The organism is Mediterraneibacter sp. HA8405 (assembly GCF_056148955.1).
In genome coordinates this window covers 1,757,644-1,781,664 of the sequence record NZ_CM148758.1, presented here as the reverse complement: position 1 = coordinate 1,781,664, position 24,021 = coordinate 1,757,644, and the positions used below count along the sequence as shown (strand labels likewise).

Below are 24,021 nucleotides of genomic sequence, written 5' to 3'. Positions count from 1 at the left end.
CAGGTTCGTATAATTATTCAGGTTCGCATAATTATTGTAGAATCCTCTGTAACATATCCGTCAGACCGGTTCAGGATCCCGATCTGTTCTCAGAGTTTGATGTTTGACACATACGCCTCCGGAGCTTCCCATACGTCAAATCCGCTTCCCCTTAAAATGTCAACCACTCTTGCCGGGTCATCGCACTTGAGAACCGCCGACGCATCCGCGCCGTTTGCAAAGGCATACATATATTCCACATTGATCTCCCCTTCCATGATCTGGTGCATGGCTTTGCTGAGAGATCCGGTCTCATGGGGAACACGGAGCGCTACCACGTCTGTCAGCATAGCTGTAATTCCATGTTCTCTGAGAACAGCTTTTCCCTTGTTCGGGTCAGACACAATCATGCGGAGCATTCCGTATTCTGTTGTATCTGCCAGGCTCAATGCCACAATATTTACATCATTCCCTGCAAGGACGGACAGTACCTCGTCCAGTCGTCCCTGACGGTTTTCAAGAAAAACCGATAACTGCTGAATTGTGATTCCCATTCCAGCGCCCTCCTTTTTACAGTTTTCTGTTGTCGATCACGCGGACAGCCTTGCCCTCGCTTCTCTGGATTGATTTCGGCTCAACCAGCTTCACTCGTACAGATACGCCCAGTGCAGTCTTTAATACGCTGGCGATCTTATTTCTCAGGGCATCCAGTTTACGGATCTCGTCTGAGAATACAGCTTCATCCACTTCTACCATAACAGTCAGAACATCCATATTGTCTTCTCTGTCTACAATCATCAGATAGTGCGGCGCTACCGCTCCGCCCATGCTCAGAAGCGCAGTCTCAACCTGAGTCGGGAATACGTTGACTCCACGGATGACTTTCATATCATCGGTTCTTCCCGTAAACTTGGAGATACGAGGAAGGGTTCTTCCGCATTTGCATGGGGCGTGATTAATGCTTGTCAGATCTTTTGTACGGTATCGGATCAGAGGCATTGCCTCTTTTGCAAGTGTTGTGAATACCAGTTCACCTGTCTCTCCGTCCGCACATTTTTCATGAGTCGCCGGATTGAGCACTTCCGGATAGAAATAGTCGGCATGGACATGAAGTCCTTCTTTGTGAATGCAGTCCTGGGCAACGCCGGGTCCTGTCACTTCACACAGTCCATAAATATCGAAACAGTTAATGTGCAGAATACTCTCGATCTTCTTGCGCATCTCCTCAGTCCAGGGCTCTGCTCCGTGGATTCCGGCCTTGAGCTTCAGACGGTCTACCACACCTGCCTCTGCCAGAGATTCTGCCAGGTAAAGAGCGTAGGAAGGAGTACACGCAAATGCAGTCGCTCCCAGATCCTCCATACACATCATCTGCCGTTTCGTATTTCCCGCGGACATCGGGATTGCGGTCGCTCCCAGAGCCTTTGCTCCGAAATCCAGCCCCATACCGCCTGTGAACAGTCCGTATCCATAGCATACATGAATAATGTCCTCAGAAGTAAGACCTGCCATGGTAAGACCTCTGGCCACGCATTCGCCCCATACATCAACGTCTTTCTGTGAATAAGGCGCAATCGTCAGTTTTCCTGTTGTACCGGAAGTCCCCTGTACACGGACTACATCTTTCATGGGAATTGCCAGAAGACCGAACGGATAATTATTCTTCAGATCTTCTTTTGTCGTGAAAGGAAGCTTTTCGATATCCTCGATAGATTTGATATCTCCGGGCTCCACCCCTCTCTGCTGCATTTTCTTCCGGTAAAATTCAACATTGTCATACACCCTGCGCACTACATCTACAAGGCGTCTGCTCTGCAGGTCCGCCATCTCGTCCCTGCTCATACACTCAATTTTCGGATCACGGATCCGCTCAACCCAGTTTTCTAATGATACTCCAGCCATTTTGTTTCTCCTTTAATGTTTTTGCGGCAGCCTGCAAAATGGTTTTCAGATCTGTCTCCTGCCCCTCACGGACACAGGCTCTTTACAGTTCAGACTCTTCCACCAGTTTTACTTCCGCATCTTTTAAAACCTGTTCTGCTTTCTGAAAATCGTCTGTGTGGAACACGATAACCGGCGCCTTCTCTTCGCGGATGACAAAAGAATAAATATAATTTACGTTAATCTCACCGTCGGCAAGGATCTTGAGCATTTGATTCAGATTGCCCTTTTCATCCTTGAGCTCCGCTCCGATCACATCATTTACTCTTGTCACAAACCCTTTCTGCGTCAGGCTTTCTTTTGCCTTTGCCGGATCGTCGACCACCAGACGAAGAATACCAAACTCGGGCGTATCAAACGTTGAGATCGCACGGATATTGACATGGGACTCTGTCAGCACAGAAGTCACCCGCATCATACTTCCCGGCTGGTTTTCGACAAATACCGATATCTGTTTGATCACTGATATCACCGCCTTTCTTGCTCTCTATTCAGGCACTCTTAAAGAGTGTAGCCTACATCAAACGCTTTTTTGTTAATCTCTATCGTTTTCGGAGGTACTGTTTTTTCGATCACTTCATACCACTGTTCTTTTGTAAAATCCATATGCTGCGCCGCAACACCCAGTACAATCAAATTGAATACTTTCGGATTGCCCAGTTTTTTTGACTCCTCTGTAGCATCTACGCGGTATACTTTGTATTCTTTTTCCAGATCCTCCAGGATATGTTCCGGATACTCTGCCGCTCCGATTACTACAGGCATGGGATCAATCCGCCAGTCATTTACGATCAGCGCACCGTCTTTCTTAAGAAAATGTGCGTACCGCAGAGCTTCCAGCCTCTCAAAGGCAATGATCACATCTGCCTGTCCCTCTTCCACAATCGGCTCTGCGACCTTGTCGCCGTAACGTACAAAAGTCACAACGCTTCCGCCTCTCTGAGCCATACCGTGAACCTCGGAAAGCTTTACGTCATATCCGCCCGCAATAGTAAGTCCACCCAGGATTCTGCTGGTCAGAAGGGTTCCCTGTCCGCCTACGCCGACAATCATAATATTTTTTACCGCCATCTTACTCCCCCTCCTTTACAAGCTCGATTGCCCCAAATTTACACAATGACTCGCAGAGTCCGCAGCCGGTGCACATCGTATCGTCAATGTGAATTGTTCCGTCGGCATTTTTCGTCATGGCAGGACATCCCGGCTTCATGCACATGCCGCATTTTTTACATTTATCTTCATGGGCAATATAAAGAGGTTTCTTTCTCTTATCGAGAAGGACACACGGTGTCTTTGTAATAATTACTGACACCTCGTCTTTCGCCGTTTCCTCTTTGATCGTCTTCTCCAGAAGCGGCAGATCAAAGGCATTGACCTCATGTACATTCTTTACGCCCATTGCCCTGCAGAGTGCCGGAATATTAATAGCATATGTAGGATCTCCCTGCAGGGTCTTTCCGGTTGCGGCGTGATCCTGGTGGCCGGTCATTCCGGTTGTGGAATTATCCATGATGATCACTGTACCTGTGGCGTTGTTGTACACCATATTCATCAGCGAGTTGACACCGGTATGCAGGAATGTGGAATCGCCGATCACTGCCACCCAGTTTTTAATATATTCTTTGCCTTTTGCTTTTTCCATTCCATGAAGAGTGGAAATACTCGATCCCATACACATGGTTGTATCAATCACGCTCAGGGGGGCAACGGCTCCCAGTGTATAGCAGCCGATGTCGCCTGCCGCATGCATTTTCAGCTTGTTCAGCACATAAAAGACGCTGCGGTGAGGACATCCCGGGCAGAGAATCGGCGGTCTTCCAGGAGCCTCAGCCGGGGTTTTAATATCCAGCTTTTCTTTTAAAATTGCCTCGCGGAGCATGTTGGCGCTGTATTCGCCCTGCACCGTTAAGATCTCCTTGCCAACAGCCTGAATTCCCCAGGATTTCACCTGTTCCTCGATAACCGGATCCAGTTCTTCTACAACGTACAGCTTCTCTACTTTAGACGCGAACTCTTCAATCAACTTTCTGGGCAGCGGATTCACCATGCCCAGCTTGAGTACAGAAGCTTCAGGGAGCGCTTCTTTTACGTACTGATAAGGAATTCCGCTTGTAATAACGCCGATTTTTGTATCATTCATTTCAACAGTATTAATCGGCAGTGTATTTGCCGCTTCAGCAAGCTCATTGTTCCGTTTTTCAATCTCAACATGACGGAATTTTGCATTGCCCGGCATCATAACATTTTTCCGGATATTTTTTTCATACGGTTTATCTTCCGGTTCCACGCGTTCTTTCAGTTCCACCAGACCCTGGGAATGAGCCAGTCTGGTCGTTGTACGAAAAATGAATGGACGGTCAAACTGCTCGCTGAGTTCAAAAGCGATTTTAAAGAAATCTTTCGCCTCCGCGCTGTCGGACGGCTCAATAACCGGTATCTGTGCCGCTCTTGCCACCATTCTCGTATCCTGTTCATTCTGGGAGCTGTAAAGTCCCGGATCGTCAGCCACTACAAGAACAAGACCTCCGTTTACTCCCATGTAGGATACAGAATAAAGCGGGTCAGCCGCTACGTTCAGGCCCACGTGCTTCATACAGGCCATGGCCCGGACTCCCGCCAGGCTTGCTCCTACCGCCACCTCAGTGGCCACTTTCTCATTCGGCGCCCATTCTTCATATACATCGTCTCTGTACTGGACAAGATACTCACTGATCTCTGTACTGGGTGTGCCGGGATACGCGGAGGATACTTTTACTCCCGCCTCGTACGCTCCTCGGGCAATCGCCTCGTTGCCCAGCATAATTACTTTTTCTGCCATATCACAGTCCATCCTTTCGTAAATCTGTCACTCTTTTCGCTTTGCCCTCAAATCTCTGAAGAGAGTTCGGAGCAACCAGCTTCAGCTGTGTCGCCAGTCCAAGCTGTGCCTTCAGCGCAGCCTTAATTCTGTTTTCCAGTTCGCTGAGTTTTGAGTAACTGTCAAGCAGTCTGTCATCAATCAGCTCTACTGTAATTGTCATCACGTCCAGGCGGTTCTTTCTCTCCACAAGGATCTCATAATGCGGTCCGATCTCGTCAATCTTAAGAAGTACCTCTTCAATCTGTGTCGGGAATACATTTACACCGCGGATGACAAGCATATCGTCCGCTCGTCCGGAAAGGTTTTCCATTCTGCAGGTTGTTCTTCCGCATTTACAGGGCTCATACATCAGCCTTGTCAGATCACCGGTGCGGTATCTTACCAGCGGCAGGGCTTCCTTGCCCAGGCAGGTTACCACAAGCTCTCCCAGTTCTCCCGGCGGAAGTACCTCTTCTGTTTCCGGATTGATGATCTCCGGTATAAACCAGTCTTCATTTACATGCATTCCGCAGAGTTCTGTACATTCCCCGGCCACGCCCGGTCCGCACAGCTCACTCATGCCATAGTTCTGTGTACAGACAAACTGCTCGCCCCAGACTTTATGCATTTCATCCCGCATGGGTTCCGTCATGCCTTCCCCGCCGAACAGGCCGATATGAAGTTTCAGATCCTTTTCAGGATCAATACCTCTTTTTCTTACCTCCTCGCCCAGATGCAGCGCATAGGACGGAGTAGCAACCAGAAGAGTCACTCCCATGTCCTGGAGAAACATAATCTGCTTGTTCGTATTTCCGGACGACATGGGAATTACAGATGCCCCGATCTTTTCCAGGCCCCCATGGAGTCCCAGAGCGCCGGTAAATGTACCATATCCAAATGAAATCTGAGCTACATCGTCTGCTGTAGCGCCTCCCATGCAGGCCAGTCTTGCCACATTGTTCAGCCACATATCAAGATCATTCTTCGTGTATCCTACCACCGTTGGTTTGCCGGTTGTTCCGGAACTGGCATGGTAGCGCACGATTTCTTTTTTATCTACCGCAAAAAGCCCGTCCGGGTAATTGTCTCTGAAATCTGACTTATATGTAAAAGGCATCTTTCTCAGATCCTCTAACGTCTGGATATCTTCCGGTCTGACTCCTGCCGCATCCATCTTCTCACGATAAGGTTTTACACGGTCGTAAATATAATGCACCGTATCCTTCAGTTTAGACAGCTGGATCGCTTCGATCTCACTTCTCGGCAGAGTTTCCTCCTTTGCCCATATCATGTTAAAACTACCTCCTTCGACTAAACATTCGCCTTTTTTCAGTATACCATAATACTTTGCCGAGTTAAAGTGGAAAATTTGAATTTATGGGTGGAGAAATTTCCGCCGGGGAGTCCGGGTATCGCGCCGGAGAGCACGCTTTCGCTCGGATCGCGGCGCAGCGGTACATAAGAGCGCAAAAGACGCGCTCTAAGTGCCGGCGCCGCTTTACGGCTCTCCGTCACCATACCCGGACTCCCCGGCTGCGCTTTCTCACTCACAATTCCAAATTCAGACAGGAAGGAAAGAAGACAGAACTTTATCGGCTGATATGGGGAACTGTGTTCTGTGCTGATATTTGAAAACAGGTTCATTTCCTGTTTGAAAAGCAGAAACCGGATAAGCAGTTGGCCGTAGTCGAAAAAAATCTGTCTTCGTTTTCCTGGTTGCAGTTGAAATTATCGGTGGCAGTGCCGATTGGATAAGAACAGAAAATGACGGAATACGGACGGCGGGATGCGCCTTTCGGATAGCAACTGCGGGAAATTTCAGCGACTTGAAGCGTAATTTAGTAAAACTTAAAACCCTGAGTACAGGCGTCAGGATTTTCAATGGGGCTGTCCGAACGGAACGTGAGTTTCCATTGAAAATCCTGTTTTTAGCCTGTACTCAGGGTTTTGTAGTTTTACTTATTACGCGGAACGGCGCTGAAATTTCCCGCAGCTGCTATCCGAAAACGATTTATTCTCACTTCGTATTCTGACATTTTTCGGACTTTTTTTCAATCGCATGCCACAGATAAATTTAGCAGAGCGGATATTTTTCTGTGAGTTCTGCCGTCATTTTTCTTCCCGTTTCTACATTGTCTTCGCTTTCGATTACCATCGCGATAATCTCTGCGATTTTGTCCATATCTTCTTCGTTCATACCCCGGGTTGTTACTGCCGGAGTTCCCAGTCTCACGCCGCTTGTGACAAACGGAGAACGGGGATCATTTGGTATGGTATTTTTATTGCAGGTAATATGTGCATCATCCAGACGCTTTTCAAGCTCTTTTCCGCTGACATTTTTCTCAGTCAGATCTACCAGCATCAGATGATTGTCTGTATCTCCGGACACAATCTTCACGCCACGCTTCTTCAGGCCTTCACAGAGTGCTTTTGCGTTCCTGACAACCTGCTTCTGATATTCTTTAAACTCCGGCTGAAGAGCTTCTTTAAAGCAGACAGCCTTGGCTGCGATCACATGCATCAGCGGGCCGCCCTGGATTCCCGGGAATACAGCTTTGTTGAAATTGAACTTCTCATTCATTTCATTGCTGGATAAAATCATGCCGCCCCGGGGGCCTCTCAGCGTTTTATGAGTTGTAGTTGTTGTAACATGAGCATACGGAATCGGGCTTGGATGAAGTCCTGCTGCCACAAGTCCTGCTATATGAGCCATATCTACCATCAGATATGCTCCGACTTCGTCTGCGATCTCACGGAACCGTTTAAAATCAATAGTTCTTGCATAGGCGCTGGCTCCGGCAACGATCATCTTCGGCCTGCACTCTTTCGCGATTTCAAGTACTCTGTCGTAGTCAATTACGCCTTCGTCATTTACGCCGTAAGGAACAACATGAAAATATTTACCGGACATATTTACCGGTGAACCATGAGTCAGATGTCCGCCATGATCCAGATTCATTCCCATATATGTGTCCCCTGGCTGAAGGATAGCAAAGAATACAGCCATATTTGCCTGTGCTCCGGAATGGGGCTGAACATTCACATACTCGCAGCCAAAGAGCTCTTTTGCCCGCTCTCTCGCCAGTTCTTCCGCCACATCTACGCACTGACATCCGCCGTAATATCTCTTTCCCGGATATCCTTCTGCATACTTATTGGTCAGAGGGCTGCCCATGGCCGCCATCACTGCCTTGCTCACCCAGTTCTCTGATGCAATCAGCTCGATATGAGAATTTTGTCTCTCCATCTCTGCTTTGATCACATCTGCGATTTCCGGGTCTGTTGTCCTGATTTCATCGAAGTCGTACATTCTGATTGTCCTCCATAAATTTATTTTTACTTTACTGTAAAAAAGCATTGAAGTCATTATATCACAGACAGCGCACTCACGTCTACGCAGGATTTTGATAACTATTTTCTGACAATTCTGTCCAAAGGGGTCCGTCCCCTTTTGCTGATATTATCTGACAATAGGTTTTATTGCCTATGTGAAATCGAACAGAGACAGCTGGTTGCTCTGAGGCAGATCACCGAACAGGCCCAGATCTGCCATCAGATCGATCACTGTTTTGCTTACTTTTGTCCTCTGCCTGAAATCATCCAGAGACAGATACTGTCCGTCTTTTGACGCCTCTTCCACAGCTTCCGCCGCCTTATCGCCCATTCCCTCTATACTGGAAAGGGATGGCATCAGCTTCCCGTCTATAATCTGAAACTTGGATGCTTTAGCCCGGTAAATATCGATGGGCATAAATTCAAAGCCGCGGGCGTACATCTCCTGTACGATTTTCATATCTTTCAATACATCCTGCTCTTTTTTACTCAGAGTATCGCTGCGTTTTTTATAGTCCTGCATATAGTAGTTCAGCTTATCCTTTCCCTGGCACATAATTTCATAGGAAAATGCATCTGCGCGGATACCGAAATATGCCGCATAATAGGCCAGGGGGTAATGGATCTTGCAGTAGGCAATCCGGTATGCCATCATTACATAAGCCGCTGCGTGGGCTTTCGGGAACATATAGCTGATCTTTTTGCAGGACCAGATATACCAGTCCGGCACATTTTTTTCCTTCATGGCTTCTTCCCACTCAGGCTTCAGTCCCTTTCCTTTCCGGACACTTTCCATAATCGTAAAGGCAAGCGCACTTTCCACTCCCTGATTAATCAGATAGATCATAATATCGTCACGGGTACAGATAGCGGTGGAAATAGTTGCCTTACCTGACTTTACAAGCTCCTGGGCATTTCCCAGCCACACATTGGTGCCGTGAGACAGTCCGGAAATACGGATCAGGTCGGACAAAGTCTGGGGTTTTGTATCCTCAACCATCTGAATAACAAAGTCTGTGCCGAACTCCGGAATTCCCATACATCCCAGCTTACAGCCGTCAATATCTTCCGGTTTAATACCCAGCACATCGGTTCCGTGGAACAGCTCAATTACTTCCTTATCATCCAGAGGAATGTCCGTGGCAACAAACGGATTCTCCTCATTGTATTCATTCTCCATTGCGTCCGATGTAATATAGTCCTCCAGCGTACGGATCATGGTCGGATCATCATGGCCCAGGATATCCAGTTTCAGCAGGTTGTGGTCAATGGAATGATAGTCGAAATGGGTCGTAATAATCCCGCATTCCATATCATTGGCAGGATGCTGAACCGGTGTAAATTCATTGATATCATGCCCGTGGGGAAGTACCACGATTCCTCCCGGGTGCTGTCCCGTACTGCGGCGGATGCCTGTACATCCCTGGGTAATCCGGTCAATCTCACACTTTCTCTTTCGCTGTCCGTGTTCCTCATAATAATTTTTTACAAAGCCATAAGCAGTTTTATCCGCCAGAGTTCCGATTGTTCCCGCTTTGAATGTATGCCCTTCTCCGAAAAGTACTTCCGTGTACTTATGGGCCTTCGCCTGATAGTCACCGGAAAAGTTCAGGTCAATATCCGGCTCTTTATCGCCCTTAAATCCCAGAAACGTTTCAAAAGGAATATCAAATCCGGCCTTTACCAGCAGTTCGCCGCATACCGGGCAGTTCCGATCCGGCATGTCAAAACCGCATCCGCCGGCATATGCCCGGACTTCTTCTGAGTCAAAGTCGCTATAGTGACACTTTTTGCAGTAATAGTGCGGACTCAGAGGATTTACTTCAGTTATTCCCGACATAGTAGCTGCAAAAGATGAACCGACAGAGCCTCTGGAGCCTACCAGATATCCGTCCGCATTTGATTTCCATACCAGCCTCTGGGCGATAATATACATAACTGCATATCCATTCGAGATAATAGAGTTCAATTCTTTTTCCAGTCGCTCCGACACCTGCACCGGCAGTTTTTCTCCATACATCTCATGGGCCTTTTTATAACAGATGTCTCTCAGCTCCTGATCCGAATTTTCAATTACCGGAGGACATTTATTTGGATTAACCGGGGAAATTTTCTCTACCATACCTGCAATCTTTACAGGATTATCAATCACGATTTCCTTTGCTTTCGCGGCTCCCAGATAAGCAAATTCTTCCAGCATTTCCTCCGTAGTTCTCAGGAAAAGAGGCGCCTGTTCGTCTGCGTCGTCAAATCCTTTCCCCGCCATGATAATCCGGCGGTAAACCTCATTATCCGGATCCAGAAAATGAACGTCGCAGGTCGCCACAACCGGCTTACGAAATTTTTCTCCCAGTTCTACGATCTGCCGATTTATTTCCTTCAGATCTTCTTCGGAAGTAATATCCGGGATTTTATCGCTTTCAATCATAAAACGGTTGTTCCCGAGGGGCTGTATCTCATAATAATCATAAAATTCCGCCAGCCTTGCAATCTGCTCCTGGGACCGCTTTTCCAGAACGGCCCGGTACAGTTCTCCCGCCTCACATGCGCTTCCGATAATCAATCCCTCCCGGTATTCGTTTAACAGACTCTTAGGAATCCTGGGCACTCTTGCATAGTAGGTCAGGTGGGACTCTGAAATCAGCTGATACAGGTTATAACGGCCGATATCATTCTTGGCCAGGATTATAATATGATGAGAAGGCATCTTACGTATAGCATTGATATTCCGGTCTCCATACCGGTTCACCTGTTTCAGTGTGAAAATCTCCCTTTCTTTGAGCATCTCCACAAACCGCACGAAAATCTCTGCCGTAGCCCCCGCGTCATCCACCGCGCGGTGATGATTTTCCAGAGAGATATGCAGCGCTTTTGCCACAGTATTCAATTTATATTTTGAAAGCGTAGGCAGAAGGACTCTTGCCAGAGCTACTGTATCCACATATACAAATTTCCGGTCGATCTGCTGATTTCTGCAGTTCTGCTCTATAAAACCCACATCAAATCCTGCATTGTGGGCGACCAGAATTCCATCTCCCACAAACTCCAGAAACTGCGGAAGTATCACTTCGATTGTAGGGGAATCCATCACCATTTCATCCGTAATGCTGGTCAGATTTGTAATTTCAAAAGGAATGGGACGCTCCGGATTTACAAAAGTGCTGAACCGGTCAGTAATTTCCCCGTTCTCTACCTTCACCGCTCCGATTTCAATAATTCTGTCCCTGATGGAACTAAAACCGGTCGTCTCAATATCAAATACAATATATGTATCATCCAGCGATTCATTTTCCGCATTTACCGCAATCTCAGAAAGATCATCCACCACATAGCCCTCTACTCCGTAAATGACCTTAAAAGGATCGTCTTTGTCCAGAGTCTCGATATAATGATTCGCCACCGGGAATGCCTGGGCAACTCCGTGATCTGTAATAGCAATAGCCGGATGTCCCCAGTCATGCGCCCGTTTCACAATATCATTTACCTCAGACACCCCATCCATATCACTCATCTTTGTATGACAGTGAAGCTCCACACGCTTGACCGGACTCAGATCTTTTCTTGGCACAGTAAAATCTCCGATTTTTTTGATTCCGGTCACGGATTGAATGGTAAGTTCCCCATCGAACTTATCAATTGCCGTAATGCCTTTAATTTTTACAAAAGCTCCTTTCTTCAGCTCACCCAGAATTTCCGGGAGCTGGTCATTTCGAGTAAACATTTTTACTGTAATGGTGTCGGTAAAGTCTGTCACCGAAAAAATAATAATCGTCTTTTCATTCCGTATTTCCTTTGTCTCGAAACTGATTATCTTACCGTGAACCGTAACCTCTCCCATCTCTGAGACAATCTGTTCCAACGGCATAGTTTCATCGTCAAAGTTTCTGCCGTAAATCAGATTCGGGTCATCTCCTGTTTTAACCGGGCGGTGATAGTCTTTCTTCTTAAACTCTTTTTTCCGTCTGCTTCTGCCTCCGGATCCATTTCTGCTTCCTCCTGAAGATGGAACGGAATGGGAAACTTCCCTTTCGCCGGAAGTGCTCCCGGAATCTGCTGTCTTTCTTTTTGCCCTCACTTCCTCTGCCGCATCTCTGTCTGTTTTTTCGTCCTGCGTTTTGTTTTTCCGGCTGTATCCGCTTCTCTCGAAAATTGCATTAATCTCCTGCTGCAGGCGCTGCTCATCATATTCCCTGCTGCCGCTCTCCTCATTTTCCCGGTAGGAAATATTAAAAGAAACATCCATCTGAAACCTCTGGTGAAAGACTTTTTCCAGATAGTGCAGAATTTCTTCCCGTCTTCCTTCGGATACAATGGTATCCAGCAGCTCCAGGCAGATAATCCCGCCGTCTCCCAGATGAATCTGCGCATGGGAAAACATACTGGACGCCAGCACACTTGTCTCTTTCAGCTCCAGTATCATACTGTCCCTGTATTCCCGAAGCAGGACGTCCGGCGTATACTGTCCGGAAAGTGCGTACTTTTCCATAATTTCCACATTGATATGTGTTCCTGAAAAAAGTTGTTCTTCAATTCTCTGTTCCATCAGACGGATCTGCTTTTTCTGGATAAGATGCCGGCTGAAAATATGTATACGAAGAAAATCACGGCCGGAATTCGTCGTGATTTTCTGAACTTCCACATCTGCAAAAAGAATCTGAATATCCTCCTCAACTTTTAATGTGGGAAATACATTAAAAAAAGTCTTTTTTCCAGTTACCTGTTCCAATTTAACAACTCCTGACGCAGTGTACTGAGGAGTTCCTCCTCTTTTACTTTTTTCACAATCTGTCCTTTTTTAATCAGCAGCCCTTCGCCCACGCCGCCTGCAATGCCGATATCCGCTTCCTTTGCCTCGCCCGGCCCGTTAACTGCGCATCCCATAACGGCTACTTTAATATCCAGTGGAATGTCCTCTACCATTTTTTCCACCTGTCCGGCCAGACCGATCAGATCAATCTTTGTACGGCCGCAGGTAGGACAGGAAACAACCTCTATCCCGCCTTTGCGAAGCCCAAGCGTCTTCAGAATCAGCTTTGCTGTCCGGATTTCCTCCACAGGATCCCCGGTAAGAGAGACACGAATCGTATTTCCGATTCCTTCATGTAGAATAATTCCCAGGCCCACGGAAGACTTCACATTTCCGGAATATACCGTTCCCGACTCTGTAATTCCCACATGGAGAGGATAACTGCACTGTTTTGCAATCAGTTCATGAGCTTCTACGCACATCAGTACATCTGAGGATTTGATGCTTACTACCAGATTGTCATACCCCATGTCTTCAATCATATGTACTTTATCCAGAGCACTTTCCACGATTCCCTGTGCCGTTACCCCGCCATACTTCTCAAGAAGATGCTTTTCCAGAGAACCGCTGTTTACTCCCACCCGGATAGGGATCTGATGTTCCTTCGCTTTATCTACGACTGCTTTTACTCGTTCTGGAGAACCGATATTTCCCGGATTAATCCTGATCTTATCTGCTCCGTTCTCGATGGAGGCAATGGCAAGACGATAATCAAAATGTATATCCGCGACAAGCGGAATATGGATTCTCTTTTTTATCTCTCTTAGTGCCTCCGCAGCTTCCATTGTCGGAACCGCGCAGCGGATAATTTCACAGCCTGCCGCCTCAAGGCGAAGAATCTGTTCAACAGTCGCATCCACATTTTCTGTACGTGTATTGGTCATAGACTGGATTGCCACAGGATTTTCCCCGCCGATCTTAACATTTCCGATTGAAACTTCCTTTGTGAGATTTCTGTACATTGCTTTTCTCCTTTTTGATTTTTAACAACAGAAGAGTCCCGCCTGCGGGACTCTTCTTAAAATCTTTTATTCACGTTCAAATACAATCTGATCTCCGTATTCCCGTTCGGTAAGAGTCAGAGTGTCGTTTTCAATACTATAGCTGTAAGTCCCGCCGAAGGGATCCTGGTCATCCTCTGACAGAACAGCTGTATTATCTGTGTTTTCCCGGACAGAATCGTTGTTCAGCTGAACGGTAAATGTCTTATTCTTCTTGTCCACACTGACATCCAGAGTATAAGAGTCTCCGTCTTCATCTCCGTTTATCCGTGTAATCACGACACAGTCATCTCCCCGGACTTCCATTCGAATTCCGTTATCTTCGCTTACCCATGTTCCTTCCAGCGGATTGCCGGTAAAAAGTTTCACGACAAAAAACACTGCAATGATAACAATGAGAACGGAAGAAACCGTCATCACGGTTCTCCATGCTGTATTTCTCTTTTCTTCACTGTTTTTGAAAATCATAAAATACTCCCCTTCTCACTTACTATATCCATTATAGCGGATTCCGCCGAATACTGTCAACGCTCCAAAAGGGATTCTCATTACAGAAAAAACAAGAGAAAGTGTCTGCTAAAATATACTGTTCAGGAAATCAAAGAGCGCTTTCATTTCCTCTTCTGTACCTACGGTTATCCTCAGATAATCCCGTATTCGCTCTGAATTCCAGTGTCTTACATAGATGTTGTGGTTTTTCAGTTCCCGGAACAGTTTTTCCGCGTCATAGTCCGGATGCTTTGCAAAGATAAAATTCGCTTTTGGCTCCGGAAATATAAATCCCAGTCCTTTAAGCTGTTCTTTCGACCATTCCCGGGTTGCTACTATCATACGGATTTTTTCCCTGAAATATTCTTCATCCTGTACAGCCGCAGCGCCGCACACAAGATCCGGCTGATTCATCGTATAGGAATTAAAAGAATATTTCACATTATTCAGACAGCGGATCAGATCCGGATTTGAAATGGCATATCCGATCCTCATTCCCGCCATGCTCCTGGACTTCGAAAAAGTCTGCACAACAATCAGGTTGTCGTATTTTCCAATCAGTTCCAGCGCTGACTTTCCCGCGAAGTCTATATATGCCTCATCTACAATTACAACAGAGTCTCTGTTGTGAGACAGAATATCTTCTATGAAATCCAGCTCCTCATAGATTGCTGTGGGAGCGTTCGGATTGGGGAAAATAATTCCTCCGTTTTCCCGGTAATAATCTTCCCGCACAATCCGGAATTCATCATTCAGCTTCGGGCACTCATATGGAATCCGGTAGAGCTGTGCCCACACCTTATAAAATGAATAAGTAATATCAGGAAACAGAATCGGCTTTTCCGAATTAAAAAATGTCAGAAAGCACAAAGAAAGCACATCGTCTGAGCCAACTCCCACAAAAACCTGATTCTTATCTACCCCGTAATATCCTGCCAGCGCCTCTGTCAGGGCTGACGCCTCAGGATCCGGGTAAAGCCGGAGTATATCCGCATCCAGATTTCCCAGAGCCTCAGCCACGCGGGGCGACGGAGGATAAGGATTCTCATTTGTATTCAGTTTAATTACCCGATGCTGAGGCTGTTCTCCCGGAACATAGGGTTCCACCTGACGGATATTTTTTAATAATTCATTTCTGACTGTCATGTTTTTTCTCCTGAAATCCTATTTATACTCCTTGGCAAGTTCCGCGAATTTCGGCAGTGAATTTACAATCGTCTCATAGGATACGCAGTAGGCGATTCTTACATATCCCGGGCATCCGAAAGAACTTCCCGGTACAATCAGAATATTATATTTCTTTGCCTCCGCACAGAACTTTTTCTCATCTTCTACCGGAGATTTTACGAACAGATAGAAAGCGCCTTCCGGCTTGATGCATTCAAATCCAAGTTCCTTCAGTCCGTTGTACAGCGTCTCTCTGTTTCTGTTATAGAAAGAAATGTCGGTCTTTTCATTGAGGCACGCTTTTACTACTTTCTGCTGAAGAGTCGGAGCATTGACAAATCCCAGAATACGGGTGGCCACATTTGCAGCGGCAATCAGATTTTCGCTGTCTGACGCCTCATCCGGTATCACAAGATATCCGATCCGCTCTCCGGGAAGAGAAAGGGACTTGCTATAGGAGTATCCCACTACCGTATTGTCATAATATTTCGTCAGGTACGGGACTTCCACACCGTCATAGGCCAGTTCCCTGTATGGCTCATCTGAAATCAGATAGATATCTGTGCCGTATTCCTTCTGTTTTGCTTCCATTACCGCAGCCAGCTTTTTGATTGTCTGCTCCGAGTACACGACACCGGTAGGATTATTCGGCGTATTGACGATTACCGCTTTGGTCTTCGCCGTAATCTTTGACTCGAACTCGTCCAGTTTCGGCTGGAATGTTTCTGTGTCCGGTGAAATCTCCACAAGTACGCCGTCGTAATTGTCTGTGTAGCTCCGGTATTCTCCGAAATACGGCGCAAAGACAATCACTTCGTCGCCGGGGTTCAGCAGAGCCTTTAATATTACGTTCAGACCTCCTGCCGCTCCCACTGTCATCGTAATATTGCGGCCCTCGAAAGCAGTGCCGAACCGCTCATTTAAAGACTGTGCAACTGCACTTCTTACATCTTCATATCCCGCGTTGCTGTTTGTATATCCGTGAAGAACGATGGGATCTTCATCATCCAGCAGATCAATAATGGCTTTTTTTACACTTTCCGGCGCCGGAACATTTGGATTGCCCAGACTGAAATCAAACACATTTTCCGCGCCGTACTTCTGAGCCAGGCGGTTGCCTTCCTCAAACATCGCGCGGATTGCCGAACTGTTTGCTACCATGTTTTCCATCTTTTTTGAAATCATTGTACTGTCTCCTTTTCTTTTACTAGGCCTTTTTCAACCAGAAATGCAGGCCGGTAGGAAAGTTTTGCCTTTCTTAATCCTTCCGCTCCGGTATCGTCCTCTCTGTTTACATACTGATAATCCATACATTCATGCTGTACAAACTGCTGATTAATCATAGGATAAGCCCCCTCTACATCCGGGAATGCCTTCTCTATATGAACTACAAAAGTATCCTGACAGACCTGTTCACCTACAGTAAATGCCACAATTCTCCCCTCTGCCCGAAGTACGCCTCCTTTTAACCCCAGTTCTTTATACAGCCTGAGGGAATTCAGCGTCACACACATTTCCGCATTCTTTTCAGCATCCTCATCACATCCGTTCTGATTCCGCCACTGCAGCGCCATCTGGAAACACTCCTCCACGTTGCTGTCGTCAAGGGACTCATAAGACCAGTCCGGATAAAGAGATTTGAATTTATTTATGTGATTGCGCTTACCGTGAAGTTTTTTTCCCGCAAGGGTGGCCAGCTTCTCCGTCTCATATACATAATCCGCCACATCTCTGTTATATTCAATTTCAAACCTTCCCGGATACCAGCCTTCCAGTTCCTCAAAATGTTCCGGCGTCACATTATACAGCCGGAATGGCATTCCTGTGTCACGGGAATACTCCATCAGATAATCAAGCGCGGCGTGAACATTCTCCCGATCTCCTGCCGGATAGGAAAAAGCGATGCCGTTATCTTCACTGCGGAATACAAGGGCATTCTGAACCACCGCAAATTTCACCCGGTAATGCCTGGACCAGAGGTAAACATTTACAAAAGTACGTTCGCAGCTTCTCCCCGGAGCCTTATTAAAATAGCTGCTGATCAGCTCTTTATCTTCCAGTTCCGGACGTTTAAATATCGGTTCATCCATATGATATCAATCCTCCATTTTTGCCAGTTTGGCGGTCTGATCTGCCGCAATCAGACTGTCAATAATTTCGTCCAGATCTCCGTTTAATACAGAATCCAGCTTGTGCAGCGTCAGTTTGATCCGATGGTCTGTCACGCGGCCCTGTGGGAAATTATATGTTCTTATTTTTTCCGAACGGTCTCCGGTTCCGATCTGGCTTCTTCTTGCCTCAGCCTCGGAAGCCTGCTGCTTTTCAAGTTCCAGGTCATATAGTTTCGAGCGCAGGAGCCGGAATGCTTTTTCTTTATTCTGAAGCTGAGACTTTTCTGTCTGGCTGTAAATTACAATCCCGGTAGGGAAATGAGTCAGACGGACCGCGGAGTCTGTTGTATTTACACACTGTCCTCCGTTTCCGGATGCGCGCATAACGTCGATACGGATATCTTTTTCGTCAATTACCACATCCACTTCTTCCGCCTCGGGCATAATTGCTACCGTAATTGTGGATGTATGAATTCTTCCGCCGCTCTCTGTCTCCGGCACACGCTGAACCCGGTGCACACCGCTTTCATATTTCAGTCTGGAGTAAGCGCCCTGTCCGGAAATCATAAATACACATTCCTTAAAGCCGCCGATTCCGTTTTCATTTAAAGAAATCATCTCTGTCTTCCATCCGCGGCTGTCCGCATAATGGACATACATACGATAAATCTCCGCGGCAAACAGAGCGGCCTCATCCCCGCCTGCGCCGGCACGGATTTCAACAATAACGTTTTTGTCATCGTTCGGGTCCTTGGGAAGCAGCAGAACTTTCAGCTCCTGTTCCAGTTCTTCCACCCGTTTTCTGGATTCGCTGAGTTCTTCCTTTGCCAGCTCCTTCATTTCCTCGTCCGACTCTTCTTCGAGAAGGAGCAGACTGTCCTCTATATTCTGTTTACATTTCTTATATTCCTGATAAGCTTCAATGATCGGAGCGAGATCGCTCTGTTCCTTCATCAGTTTTCTGAAGCGTTCCGGATCATTGGCCACATCCGGCTCCTGAAGTTCGCCCATCAGTTCTTCATAACGGATCAGCAAATCATCTAATCTGTCAAACATTTCTATCTATCCTTTCCATTCGTTATCATACCTGCCGCATACTACCCGGTCAAGTCCTGCCAGGTCTTTTCTGACCCGGACGTCAGAAAACCCGGCCCGTATCATAAGCTCCGCAACTTCCCGGGCCTGATCATATCCGATCTCAAATATCAGCATGCCTCCCCGTTCCAGGTATGCTCTGCTTTCCTTTACAATCCTTCTGTAAAAATAAAGCCCGTCTTCTTTTCCGTCCAGCGCGCAGATCGGATCATGCATTTTCACTTCATCCTGCAGGCAGTCAATTTCGGAAGTGCGAATATACGGAGGATTAGAAAGTATCATACTATACCTTCCTTCCACATTCTCAAACAGATCTCCCTGCACAAACCGGGCTTCTATGTGATGTCTTTCAGCGTTTTCTTCTGCAACGGCAAGTGCTTTTTCTGAAATATCTGCTCCGGTTCCCTGAGCAAAGACTTCCGCTCTTTCTCCGCTTCCGGATAAACCGTTTTTCTTCAGATAATACAATACACTGATTAAAATACATCCGGATCCGGTACACATATCCAACAGACAAATGCCGTTACCCGCTGCCGGGATTTTACCGTCTGTCAGAAATTTGAGTGCCGTTTCCACCAGAATCTCTGTATCCTGCCGGGGAATCAGTACATTTTCATTTACCCGGAAAGACAGCCCCATAAATTCCTGTTCACCGGTCAGATGCTGAAGAGGTATATGTTCCGCCCTCTTCTTTATAAGAGACCGGTATCTTTTATACTGCTCATCACCAATCTGCATTCCGGGTTCTGCAAAATAAGCGGTGCGGGTAATTCCGGTTACGTATTCCAGGAGATACCAGGCATCCAGCGCCGCATCCGGAATCCCGGCCTGGGCAAGTTCCTGTTTTCCTGTGCCACAGGCTTCTTTCAGCGTCATAAATTCTCCCTCTGCCAGGTTTTCCAGTCAAACACTTCCTCCACAGCCCGGATTCCGACCTCAATCATGGAGTCATCCGGCTCTTTTGTAGTCATATTCTGCACCCACATGCCCGGCTTACTTAAAAGATTAACAAAAGAATTGTCGCTATTTCCCGCCAGCCGGATAATTTCATAGGATACTCCGGCAATCAAAGGGAAAAGTGCAATCCGCAGTACTACCCTCAGAACAGGAGATTCTGTAACAATAAAAAAGCAGAAAATAATACTTACAATCATTACGAAAAAAAGAAAGCTTGTCCCGCATCTTTTATGCTGCTTTGAACTTTTTCTTACATTCTCCACATTCAGTTCCAGTCCGTGCTCGATGCAGTTAATGCACTTGTGTTCCGCGCCGTGATACATAAATGTTCTTTTGATATCTTTTGTCCTGGAAATAAGAAGAATATAAAGCAGGAAAATAACAACCCGGATTACCCCTTCAAATACTGTCATAACTGCTCTGGAAGACGTATATCGCTCTACAATACTGCTCAGATAATACGGAAGTATCATAAAAATTGCTACAGCAAGAATCACAGCTACTGCTACAGTAAGATTTAAAAAGATCTTTTCCTGCTTTTCTCTTTTTGCAGCCTCTTCCTCCGTAAGGAGCTCTTCCTCCTCATCTTCAAAAAAGCCTGCTGAATAAGTCAGTGTCCTCATTCCCAGAACAAGTGAATCTACAAAATTAAATATCCCCCGGATAAACGGAATCTTTAAAGGTGTTTTCCAGGGAATCACACTTTTATAGTCCTTCACATCCGCCACGATTTCACCGTCTGGTTTACGGACTGCCACGGAATATTTTGATCCGTTGCGCATCATAATGCCTTCCAGGACCGCCTGTCCGCCTATGTTCGATGATTTCATTGTGCCTCCTGTCTTATAAACAACAAAGAGGCTGAGATGATCTCACCTCAGCCTGCAACGTATCATTTTTATTTAATACCATATTTTTTGTTGAACTTGTCAACACGGCCGCGAGCCTGAGCTGCTTTCTGCTGACCTGTATAGAACGGATGGCATTTGGAGCAGATTTCCACGTGGATGCTTTCCTTTGTAGAACCTGTAGTAAATGTGTTGCCACAGTTGCAGGTCACTGTTGCCTGATGATATTCCGGATGGATTCCTTCGCGCATGATTTTCACCTCTCTATTTAAAATACTTATTTTACTCTATAAACAGCTTTCTAATTGTAGCATAAGATATTTTCTTTTGCAACTATTTTTTAATAAACTTCTGTCACACCTAAAATGAAATTTTAAATTCCACCCCTCTAAGGGACAGTAGAGTTTACTTCTGCACAGTTGATATTTACTCTTTCATATATTCATGGTATGGTTATCTCTCCTTCTGACAGCAGTAGAAGGAGGCACATGATGAGTAAATATATTCCTGGTAACCAGAAACATCTTACCCTCGAAGACCGTATCTATATCGAAAATGAACTGAACAAAGGCACATCCTTTAAAGATATTGCCAGGTTCCTGTGCAAGGACCCTACCACAATCTCAAAAGAAGTCAGGGCTCACCGGCTCTCGGATTGGTATCATAAAGGGACTTTCTATAATGCCAAAAACTTCTGTACCCACCGCTATCACTGCAGGAAGACAAATGCCTGCGGAAAGATTGTCCTGTGCGGCATCAAATGCGCATCCTGTCCTACCTGTAACCAGACCTGCAAAGACTTCGAAAAAGAACGCTGCTCAAGGCTTGACCGGGCTCCCTATGTCTGCAACGGCTGTACGAAAAAAATCAGTCACTGCACGATCGCCCACAAATACTCTTATAACGCCAGGTTTGCTGACAGGAAGTATCGGGAAACACTTCGGGATTCCAGAACAGGGATCAACATGACGAAACGGGAACTTCACGAAAAGGATCTGATCGTTTCCCCTCTGATCGAACAGGGACAGTCCCCTTATCATATCCTGACAAACCATCCAGAACTGGATATGTCCGTCCGTACGATGTATTCCTATCTTGATCAGGGACTCTTTACGGCACGTAACATAGATCTGAAGCGGAAGGTCCATTTCAAGCCAAGGAAGTGCCATAAAACACAGATCACGGACAGAGCCGTCTTCACCAACCGGTTATATCGCGACTTTTGTTCCCTCGGTCTAACAGACTATGTTCAAATGGATACCGTACATTCGTCCAGGGAATCAAAAAAGACCTTGCTGACTATGTTTTTCACCAAAGAGAAGCTCTTCCTCGCCTTTCTGATGAACCGATGCACGAAAGGCGCTGTCCGTCTTGTTTTTGACCGTCTGGAAAAGCGTATGGGAACTTTTGAATTCGCTTCCGTGTTTGAATATATCCTGACGGACCGGGGCTCTGAATTTGGTGACCCGGATGCTTTGGAGACCGGTGTAAACGGAATACAGCGTTCCAGCATTTATTACTGTGACCCGATGCAGAGCGGGCAGAAGGGCGGACTGGAGCAGACACACACGATGCTCCGGATGGTTCTGCCGAAAGGCACCAGCTTTGAGTTTCTCACACAATGGGATGTCAATCTGATCGTGAACCATATCAACTCTACTCCCAGGGAAAGCCTGGATGGAAGAACGCCATACAGCGTTGCATTGGAAACGCTGGGAGGAGAGGTCTTAAACGCATTTCAGCTTAGGCCGATTGCCCCGGATGAGGTAAATCTGACACCTAAGCTGATCCGCTTTAATCACTAATCAACTGATCGAAATCTGCTGTCAGACTGGAAGTAAACATTTCACATTTTTTAGATGTGACCGGTGGAATTCAGTCTCGCACACTATTTTTCAGCGGTCCGTTTCCTATGCCCAGAAATCAAGTATTTTTCGATGAGTTGAGCTAATTATAGCAGAAAAGAGGATATTTTGCTCAAAAATCTTCTGCAAAATCGGCAAAAAACAAAGTGTGGTGGAATTTAACTCTGCACTGGAATTTAAAATTTCAAGTTAGCAACTTCTGTCACATTATATGAATTTCTGTCGGATTACCTGGCGCACAAGTTCACTGTTTGACTTTGTATGTGCAAACATATTCAGAAGATTATCCACAGCCTCCTCTGCTTTCATTCCATTCATGGCTCTTCTGATAATATAAGCCGCTTCCTGCTCTTCTTTTGTCAGAAGAAGATCTTCCCGCCTTGTGCCGGATTTCGGTATGTCAATTGCCGGAAACATCCGTTTTTCCTGAAGTCTGCGGTCCAGCATCAGTTCCATGTTGCCGGTTCCTTTGAACTCTTCATATACCACATCATCCATCTTGCTGCCTGTATCCACAAGAGCTGTGGCAAGAATGGTCAGACTGCCGCCTTCCCGCATATTTCTCGCAGCCCCGAAAAAGCGCTTCGGCATATACAGCGCAGCCGGGTCAAGGCCGCCGGAAAGCGTTCTTCCTGAAGGCGGAACCGTAAGATTGTACGCTCTTGCCAGTCGTGTTATACTGTCCAGAAGAATCATAACGTCCTTTCCATGTTCTACCAGACGCTTTGCCCTTGCGATCACCATCTCAGAAACTCTTTTGTGATGCTCCGGGAGTTCGTCAAATGTAGAATAAATTACTTCCACATTAGGCCCCGCAATAGCTTCTCTGATATCCGTAACCTCCTCCGGACGTTCATCTATCAGCAGAATCAGGAGATGCATATCCGGCTCCGTTTTCTGAACAGACAATGCCGCTTCCTTTAAAAGCGTAGTTTTTCCAGCCTTCGGAGGGGATACGATCATCCCTCTCTGGCCTTTTCCAATAGGAGAAACCAGATCTACAATCCGCATGGCCGTAGAACTTCCGGGAGTTTCAAGACGAATTCTCTGATTCGGGAAAATCGGAGTCAGGTCTTCAAAATTCTTACGCTTCAAAGCTTCCGCCGGACGCAGACCATTAATCGTAGACACATATAATAGAGCGCTGAATTTTTCTCCCTGGGTCTTAACCCTTGTATTTCCGGTCAGAATATCTCCGGTTTTAAGACCAAATCTTCTGATCTGAGACGGAGAAACATACACATCATTCTCCCCCGGAAGATAATTTTCGCTGCGGATAAACCCATAGCCGTCCTGAAGCACTTCAAGAATCCCGTTCGCCACATGTCCGCTGTCAAGCATCTCAATATCGGTTTCTTCCTTTTTCTCCCGCATTTCTTCTTTTACTTCTTCTTTTGCCTCCGCGCTGGCCGCTTTCTGACGCTCCTGCTCATCCAAAGCAAGCATTGCATCGATCAGATCACTTTTTTTCATACCTGAAATACCGCGCATTTTTCTTGCTTTTGCCAGCTCTTTGAGCGTAGCCAGGGGGAGAGATTCATACTTTTCTCTTGTCATATTTGGTTTCCTTTCCTGTTTACTCATACCAT

19 protein-coding genes are annotated in these 24,021 nt (G+C 46.4%); 1 reads left to right on the top strand and 18 read right to left on the bottom strand.

Annotated features, from left to right (window positions below; all coding sequences use genetic code 11):
* Window positions 1-89: 89 nt before the first annotated feature.
* The 17 genes from AC0QUU_RS08270 to rpmE all read right to left on the bottom strand — a co-directional run bounded on the left by AC0QUU_RS08270 (window position 90) and on the right by rpmE (window position 20,818).
* A complete protein-coding gene (locus tag AC0QUU_RS08270) occupies window positions 90-533 on the bottom strand; it encodes an ACT domain-containing protein (protein ID WP_474542015.1) in 444 nt (147 codons plus the stop codon).
* A gap of 16 nt (window positions 534-549) precedes the next feature.
* Window positions 550-1,881, bottom strand: a complete 1,332-nt coding sequence (locus AC0QUU_RS08265; protein WP_474542013.1) for a phenylacetate--CoA ligase family protein — start codon at window positions 1,879-1,881, stop codon at window positions 550-552.
* Window positions 1,882-1,963: 82 nt separating this feature from the next.
* Window positions 1,964-2,383 (bottom strand): ACT domain-containing protein, encoded by a 420-nt coding sequence (locus AC0QUU_RS08260; protein ID WP_474542012.1) that lies wholly within the window; start codon window positions 2,381-2,383, stop codon window positions 1,964-1,966.
* Between the two features lie 38 nt (window positions 2,384-2,421).
* Entirely contained in the window at window positions 2,422-2,991 is a 570-nt protein-coding gene (locus tag AC0QUU_RS08255) for an indolepyruvate oxidoreductase subunit beta (protein WP_474542011.1), read from the bottom strand.
* Window position 2,992: 1 nt separating this feature from the next.
* Window positions 2,993-4,738: an indolepyruvate ferredoxin oxidoreductase subunit alpha gene (iorA, locus tag AC0QUU_RS08250; RefSeq protein ID WP_474542009.1), complete on the bottom strand. Its 1,746-nt coding sequence runs from the start codon at window positions 4,736-4,738 to the stop codon at window positions 2,993-2,995.
* A 1-nt stretch (window position 4,739) separates the two neighbouring features.
* Window positions 4,740-6,050: a phenylacetate--CoA ligase family protein gene (locus tag AC0QUU_RS08245; RefSeq protein ID WP_474542008.1), complete on the bottom strand. Its 1,311-nt coding sequence runs from the start codon at window positions 6,048-6,050 to the stop codon at window positions 4,740-4,742.
* A gap of 783 nt (window positions 6,051-6,833) precedes the next feature.
* The gene (gene glyA, locus AC0QUU_RS08240; protein WP_474542006.1) at window positions 6,834-8,069 is read right to left on the bottom strand and encodes a serine hydroxymethyltransferase; all 1,236 of its coding nucleotides are present in this window, start codon (window positions 8,067-8,069) and stop codon (window positions 6,834-6,836) included.
* Window positions 8,070-8,243: 174 nt separating this feature from the next.
* Complete coding sequence (locus AC0QUU_RS08235) at window positions 8,244-12,818, bottom strand: PolC-type DNA polymerase III (RefSeq protein ID WP_474542005.1); 4,575 nt, start codon at window positions 12,816-12,818, stop codon at window positions 8,244-8,246.
* The gene (gene ispG / locus AC0QUU_RS08230) at window positions 12,806-13,861 is read right to left on the bottom strand and encodes a flavodoxin-dependent (E)-4-hydroxy-3-methylbut-2-enyl-diphosphate synthase (RefSeq protein WP_474542004.1); all 1,056 of its coding nucleotides are present in this window, start codon (window positions 13,859-13,861) and stop codon (window positions 12,806-12,808) included. The genes AC0QUU_RS08235 and ispG overlap by 13 nt, the downstream gene beginning before the upstream one ends.
* 66 nt (window positions 13,862-13,927) lie before the next feature.
* Window positions 13,928-14,368, bottom strand: a complete 441-nt coding sequence (locus AC0QUU_RS08225; protein ID WP_474542003.1) for a hypothetical protein — start codon at window positions 14,366-14,368, stop codon at window positions 13,928-13,930.
* Window positions 14,369-14,476: 108 nt separating this feature from the next.
* A complete protein-coding gene (gene hisC / locus AC0QUU_RS08220; protein WP_474542002.1) occupies window positions 14,477-15,535 on the bottom strand; it encodes a histidinol-phosphate transaminase in 1,059 nt (352 codons plus the stop codon).
* Window positions 15,536-15,553: 18 nt separating this feature from the next.
* Window positions 15,554-16,741, bottom strand: coding sequence for a pyridoxal phosphate-dependent aminotransferase (locus AC0QUU_RS08215; RefSeq protein WP_474542001.1), 1,188 nt, complete (start codon window positions 16,739-16,741; stop codon window positions 15,554-15,556).
* Window positions 16,738-17,646, bottom strand: coding sequence for a DUF2156 domain-containing protein (locus AC0QUU_RS08210; protein ID WP_474542000.1), 909 nt, complete (start codon window positions 17,644-17,646; stop codon window positions 16,738-16,740). The genes AC0QUU_RS08215 and AC0QUU_RS08210 overlap by 4 nt, the downstream gene beginning before the upstream one ends.
* 6 nt (window positions 17,647-17,652) lie before the next feature.
* Entirely contained in the window at window positions 17,653-18,723 is a 1,071-nt protein-coding gene (gene prfA, locus AC0QUU_RS08205) for a peptide chain release factor 1 (protein WP_474541998.1), read from the bottom strand.
* Between the two features lie 6 nt (window positions 18,724-18,729).
* Window positions 18,730-19,638, bottom strand: coding sequence for a peptide chain release factor N(5)-glutamine methyltransferase (prmC, locus tag AC0QUU_RS08200; protein ID WP_474541996.1), 909 nt, complete (start codon window positions 19,636-19,638; stop codon window positions 18,730-18,732).
* Window positions 19,635-20,549, bottom strand: coding sequence for a DUF1385 domain-containing protein (locus AC0QUU_RS08195; protein ID WP_474541994.1), 915 nt, complete (start codon window positions 20,547-20,549; stop codon window positions 19,635-19,637). Before AC0QUU_RS08195 ends, prmC begins: the two co-directional genes overlap by 4 nt.
* A gap of 68 nt (window positions 20,550-20,617) precedes the next feature.
* A complete protein-coding gene (gene rpmE / locus AC0QUU_RS08190; protein WP_474541993.1) occupies window positions 20,618-20,818 on the bottom strand; it encodes a 50S ribosomal protein L31 in 201 nt (66 codons plus the stop codon).
* Between the two features lie 240 nt (window positions 20,819-21,058).
* On the opposite strand from rpmE, the gene AC0QUU_RS08185 reads away from it, so the two are divergent.
* The gene (locus AC0QUU_RS08185; protein ID WP_087210550.1) at window positions 21,059-22,372 is read left to right on the top strand and encodes an IS30 family transposase; all 1,314 of its coding nucleotides are present in this window, start codon (window positions 21,059-21,061) and stop codon (window positions 22,370-22,372) included.
* Between the two features lie 267 nt (window positions 22,373-22,639).
* Here AC0QUU_RS08185 and rho read toward each other — a convergent pair whose 3' ends face one another.
* Window positions 22,640-23,989 carry a transcription termination factor Rho gene (gene rho / locus AC0QUU_RS08180; protein ID WP_474545547.1) on the bottom strand — a complete coding sequence of 450 codons (1,350 nt, stop codon included), beginning with the start codon at window positions 23,987-23,989 and terminating at the stop codon, window positions 22,640-22,642.
* Between the last annotated feature and the right edge of the window lie 32 nt (window positions 23,990-24,021).

What these genes read in the sequence shown, in the direction of transcription:
- AC0QUU_RS08270 (WP_474542015.1), bottom strand. Translation starts at nt 533, where the DNA reads ATGGGAATCACAATTCAGCAGTTATCGGTTTTTCTTGAAAACCGTCAG.
- AC0QUU_RS08265 (WP_474542013.1), bottom strand. Translation starts at nt 1,881, where the DNA reads ATGGCTGGAGTATCATTAGAAAACTGGGTTGAGCGGATCCGTGATCCG.
- AC0QUU_RS08255 (WP_474542011.1), bottom strand. Translation starts at nt 2,991, where the DNA reads ATGGCGGTAAAAAATATTATGATTGTCGGCGTAGGCGGACAGGGAACC.
- iorA (WP_474542009.1), bottom strand. Translation starts at nt 4,738, where the DNA reads ATGGCAGAAAAAGTAATTATGCTGGGCAACGAGGCGATTGCCCGAGGA.
- AC0QUU_RS08245 (WP_474542008.1), bottom strand. Translation starts at nt 6,050, where the DNA reads ATGATATGGGCAAAGGAGGAAACTCTGCCGAGAAGTGAGATCGAAGCG.
- glyA (WP_474542006.1), bottom strand. Translation starts at nt 8,069, where the DNA reads ATGTACGACTTCGATGAAATCAGGACAACAGACCCGGAAATCGCAGAT.
- ispG (WP_474542004.1), bottom strand. Translation starts at nt 13,861, where the DNA reads ATGTACAGAAATCTCACAAAGGAAGTTTCAATCGGAAATGTTAAGATC.
- AC0QUU_RS08225 (WP_474542003.1), bottom strand. Translation starts at nt 14,368, where the DNA reads ATGATTTTCAAAAACAGTGAAGAAAAGAGAAATACAGCATGGAGAACC.
- hisC (WP_474542002.1), bottom strand. Translation starts at nt 15,535, where the DNA reads ATGACAGTCAGAAATGAATTATTAAAAAATATCCGTCAGGTGGAACCC.
- AC0QUU_RS08215 (WP_474542001.1), bottom strand. Translation starts at nt 16,741, where the DNA reads ATGATTTCAAAAAAGATGGAAAACATGGTAGCAAACAGTTCGGCAATC.
- AC0QUU_RS08210 (WP_474542000.1), bottom strand. Translation starts at nt 17,646, where the DNA reads ATGGATGAACCGATATTTAAACGTCCGGAACTGGAAGATAAAGAGCTG.
- prfA (WP_474541998.1), bottom strand. Translation starts at nt 18,723, where the DNA reads ATGTTTGACAGATTAGATGATTTGCTGATCCGTTATGAAGAACTGATG.
- prmC (WP_474541996.1), bottom strand. Translation starts at nt 19,638, where the DNA reads ATGACGCTGAAAGAAGCCTGTGGCACAGGAAAACAGGAACTTGCCCAG.
- AC0QUU_RS08195 (WP_474541994.1), bottom strand. Translation starts at nt 20,549, where the DNA reads ATGAAATCATCGAACATAGGCGGACAGGCGGTCCTGGAAGGCATTATG.
- rpmE (WP_474541993.1), bottom strand. Translation starts at nt 20,818, where the DNA reads ATGCGCGAAGGAATCCATCCGGAATATCATCAGGCAACAGTGACCTGC.
- AC0QUU_RS08185 (WP_087210550.1), top strand. Translation starts at nt 21,059, where the DNA reads ATGAGTAAATATATTCCTGGTAACCAGAAACATCTTACCCTCGAAGAC.
- rho (WP_474545547.1), bottom strand. Translation starts at nt 23,989, where the DNA reads ATGACAAGAGAAAAGTATGAATCTCTCCCCCTGGCTACGCTCAAAGAG.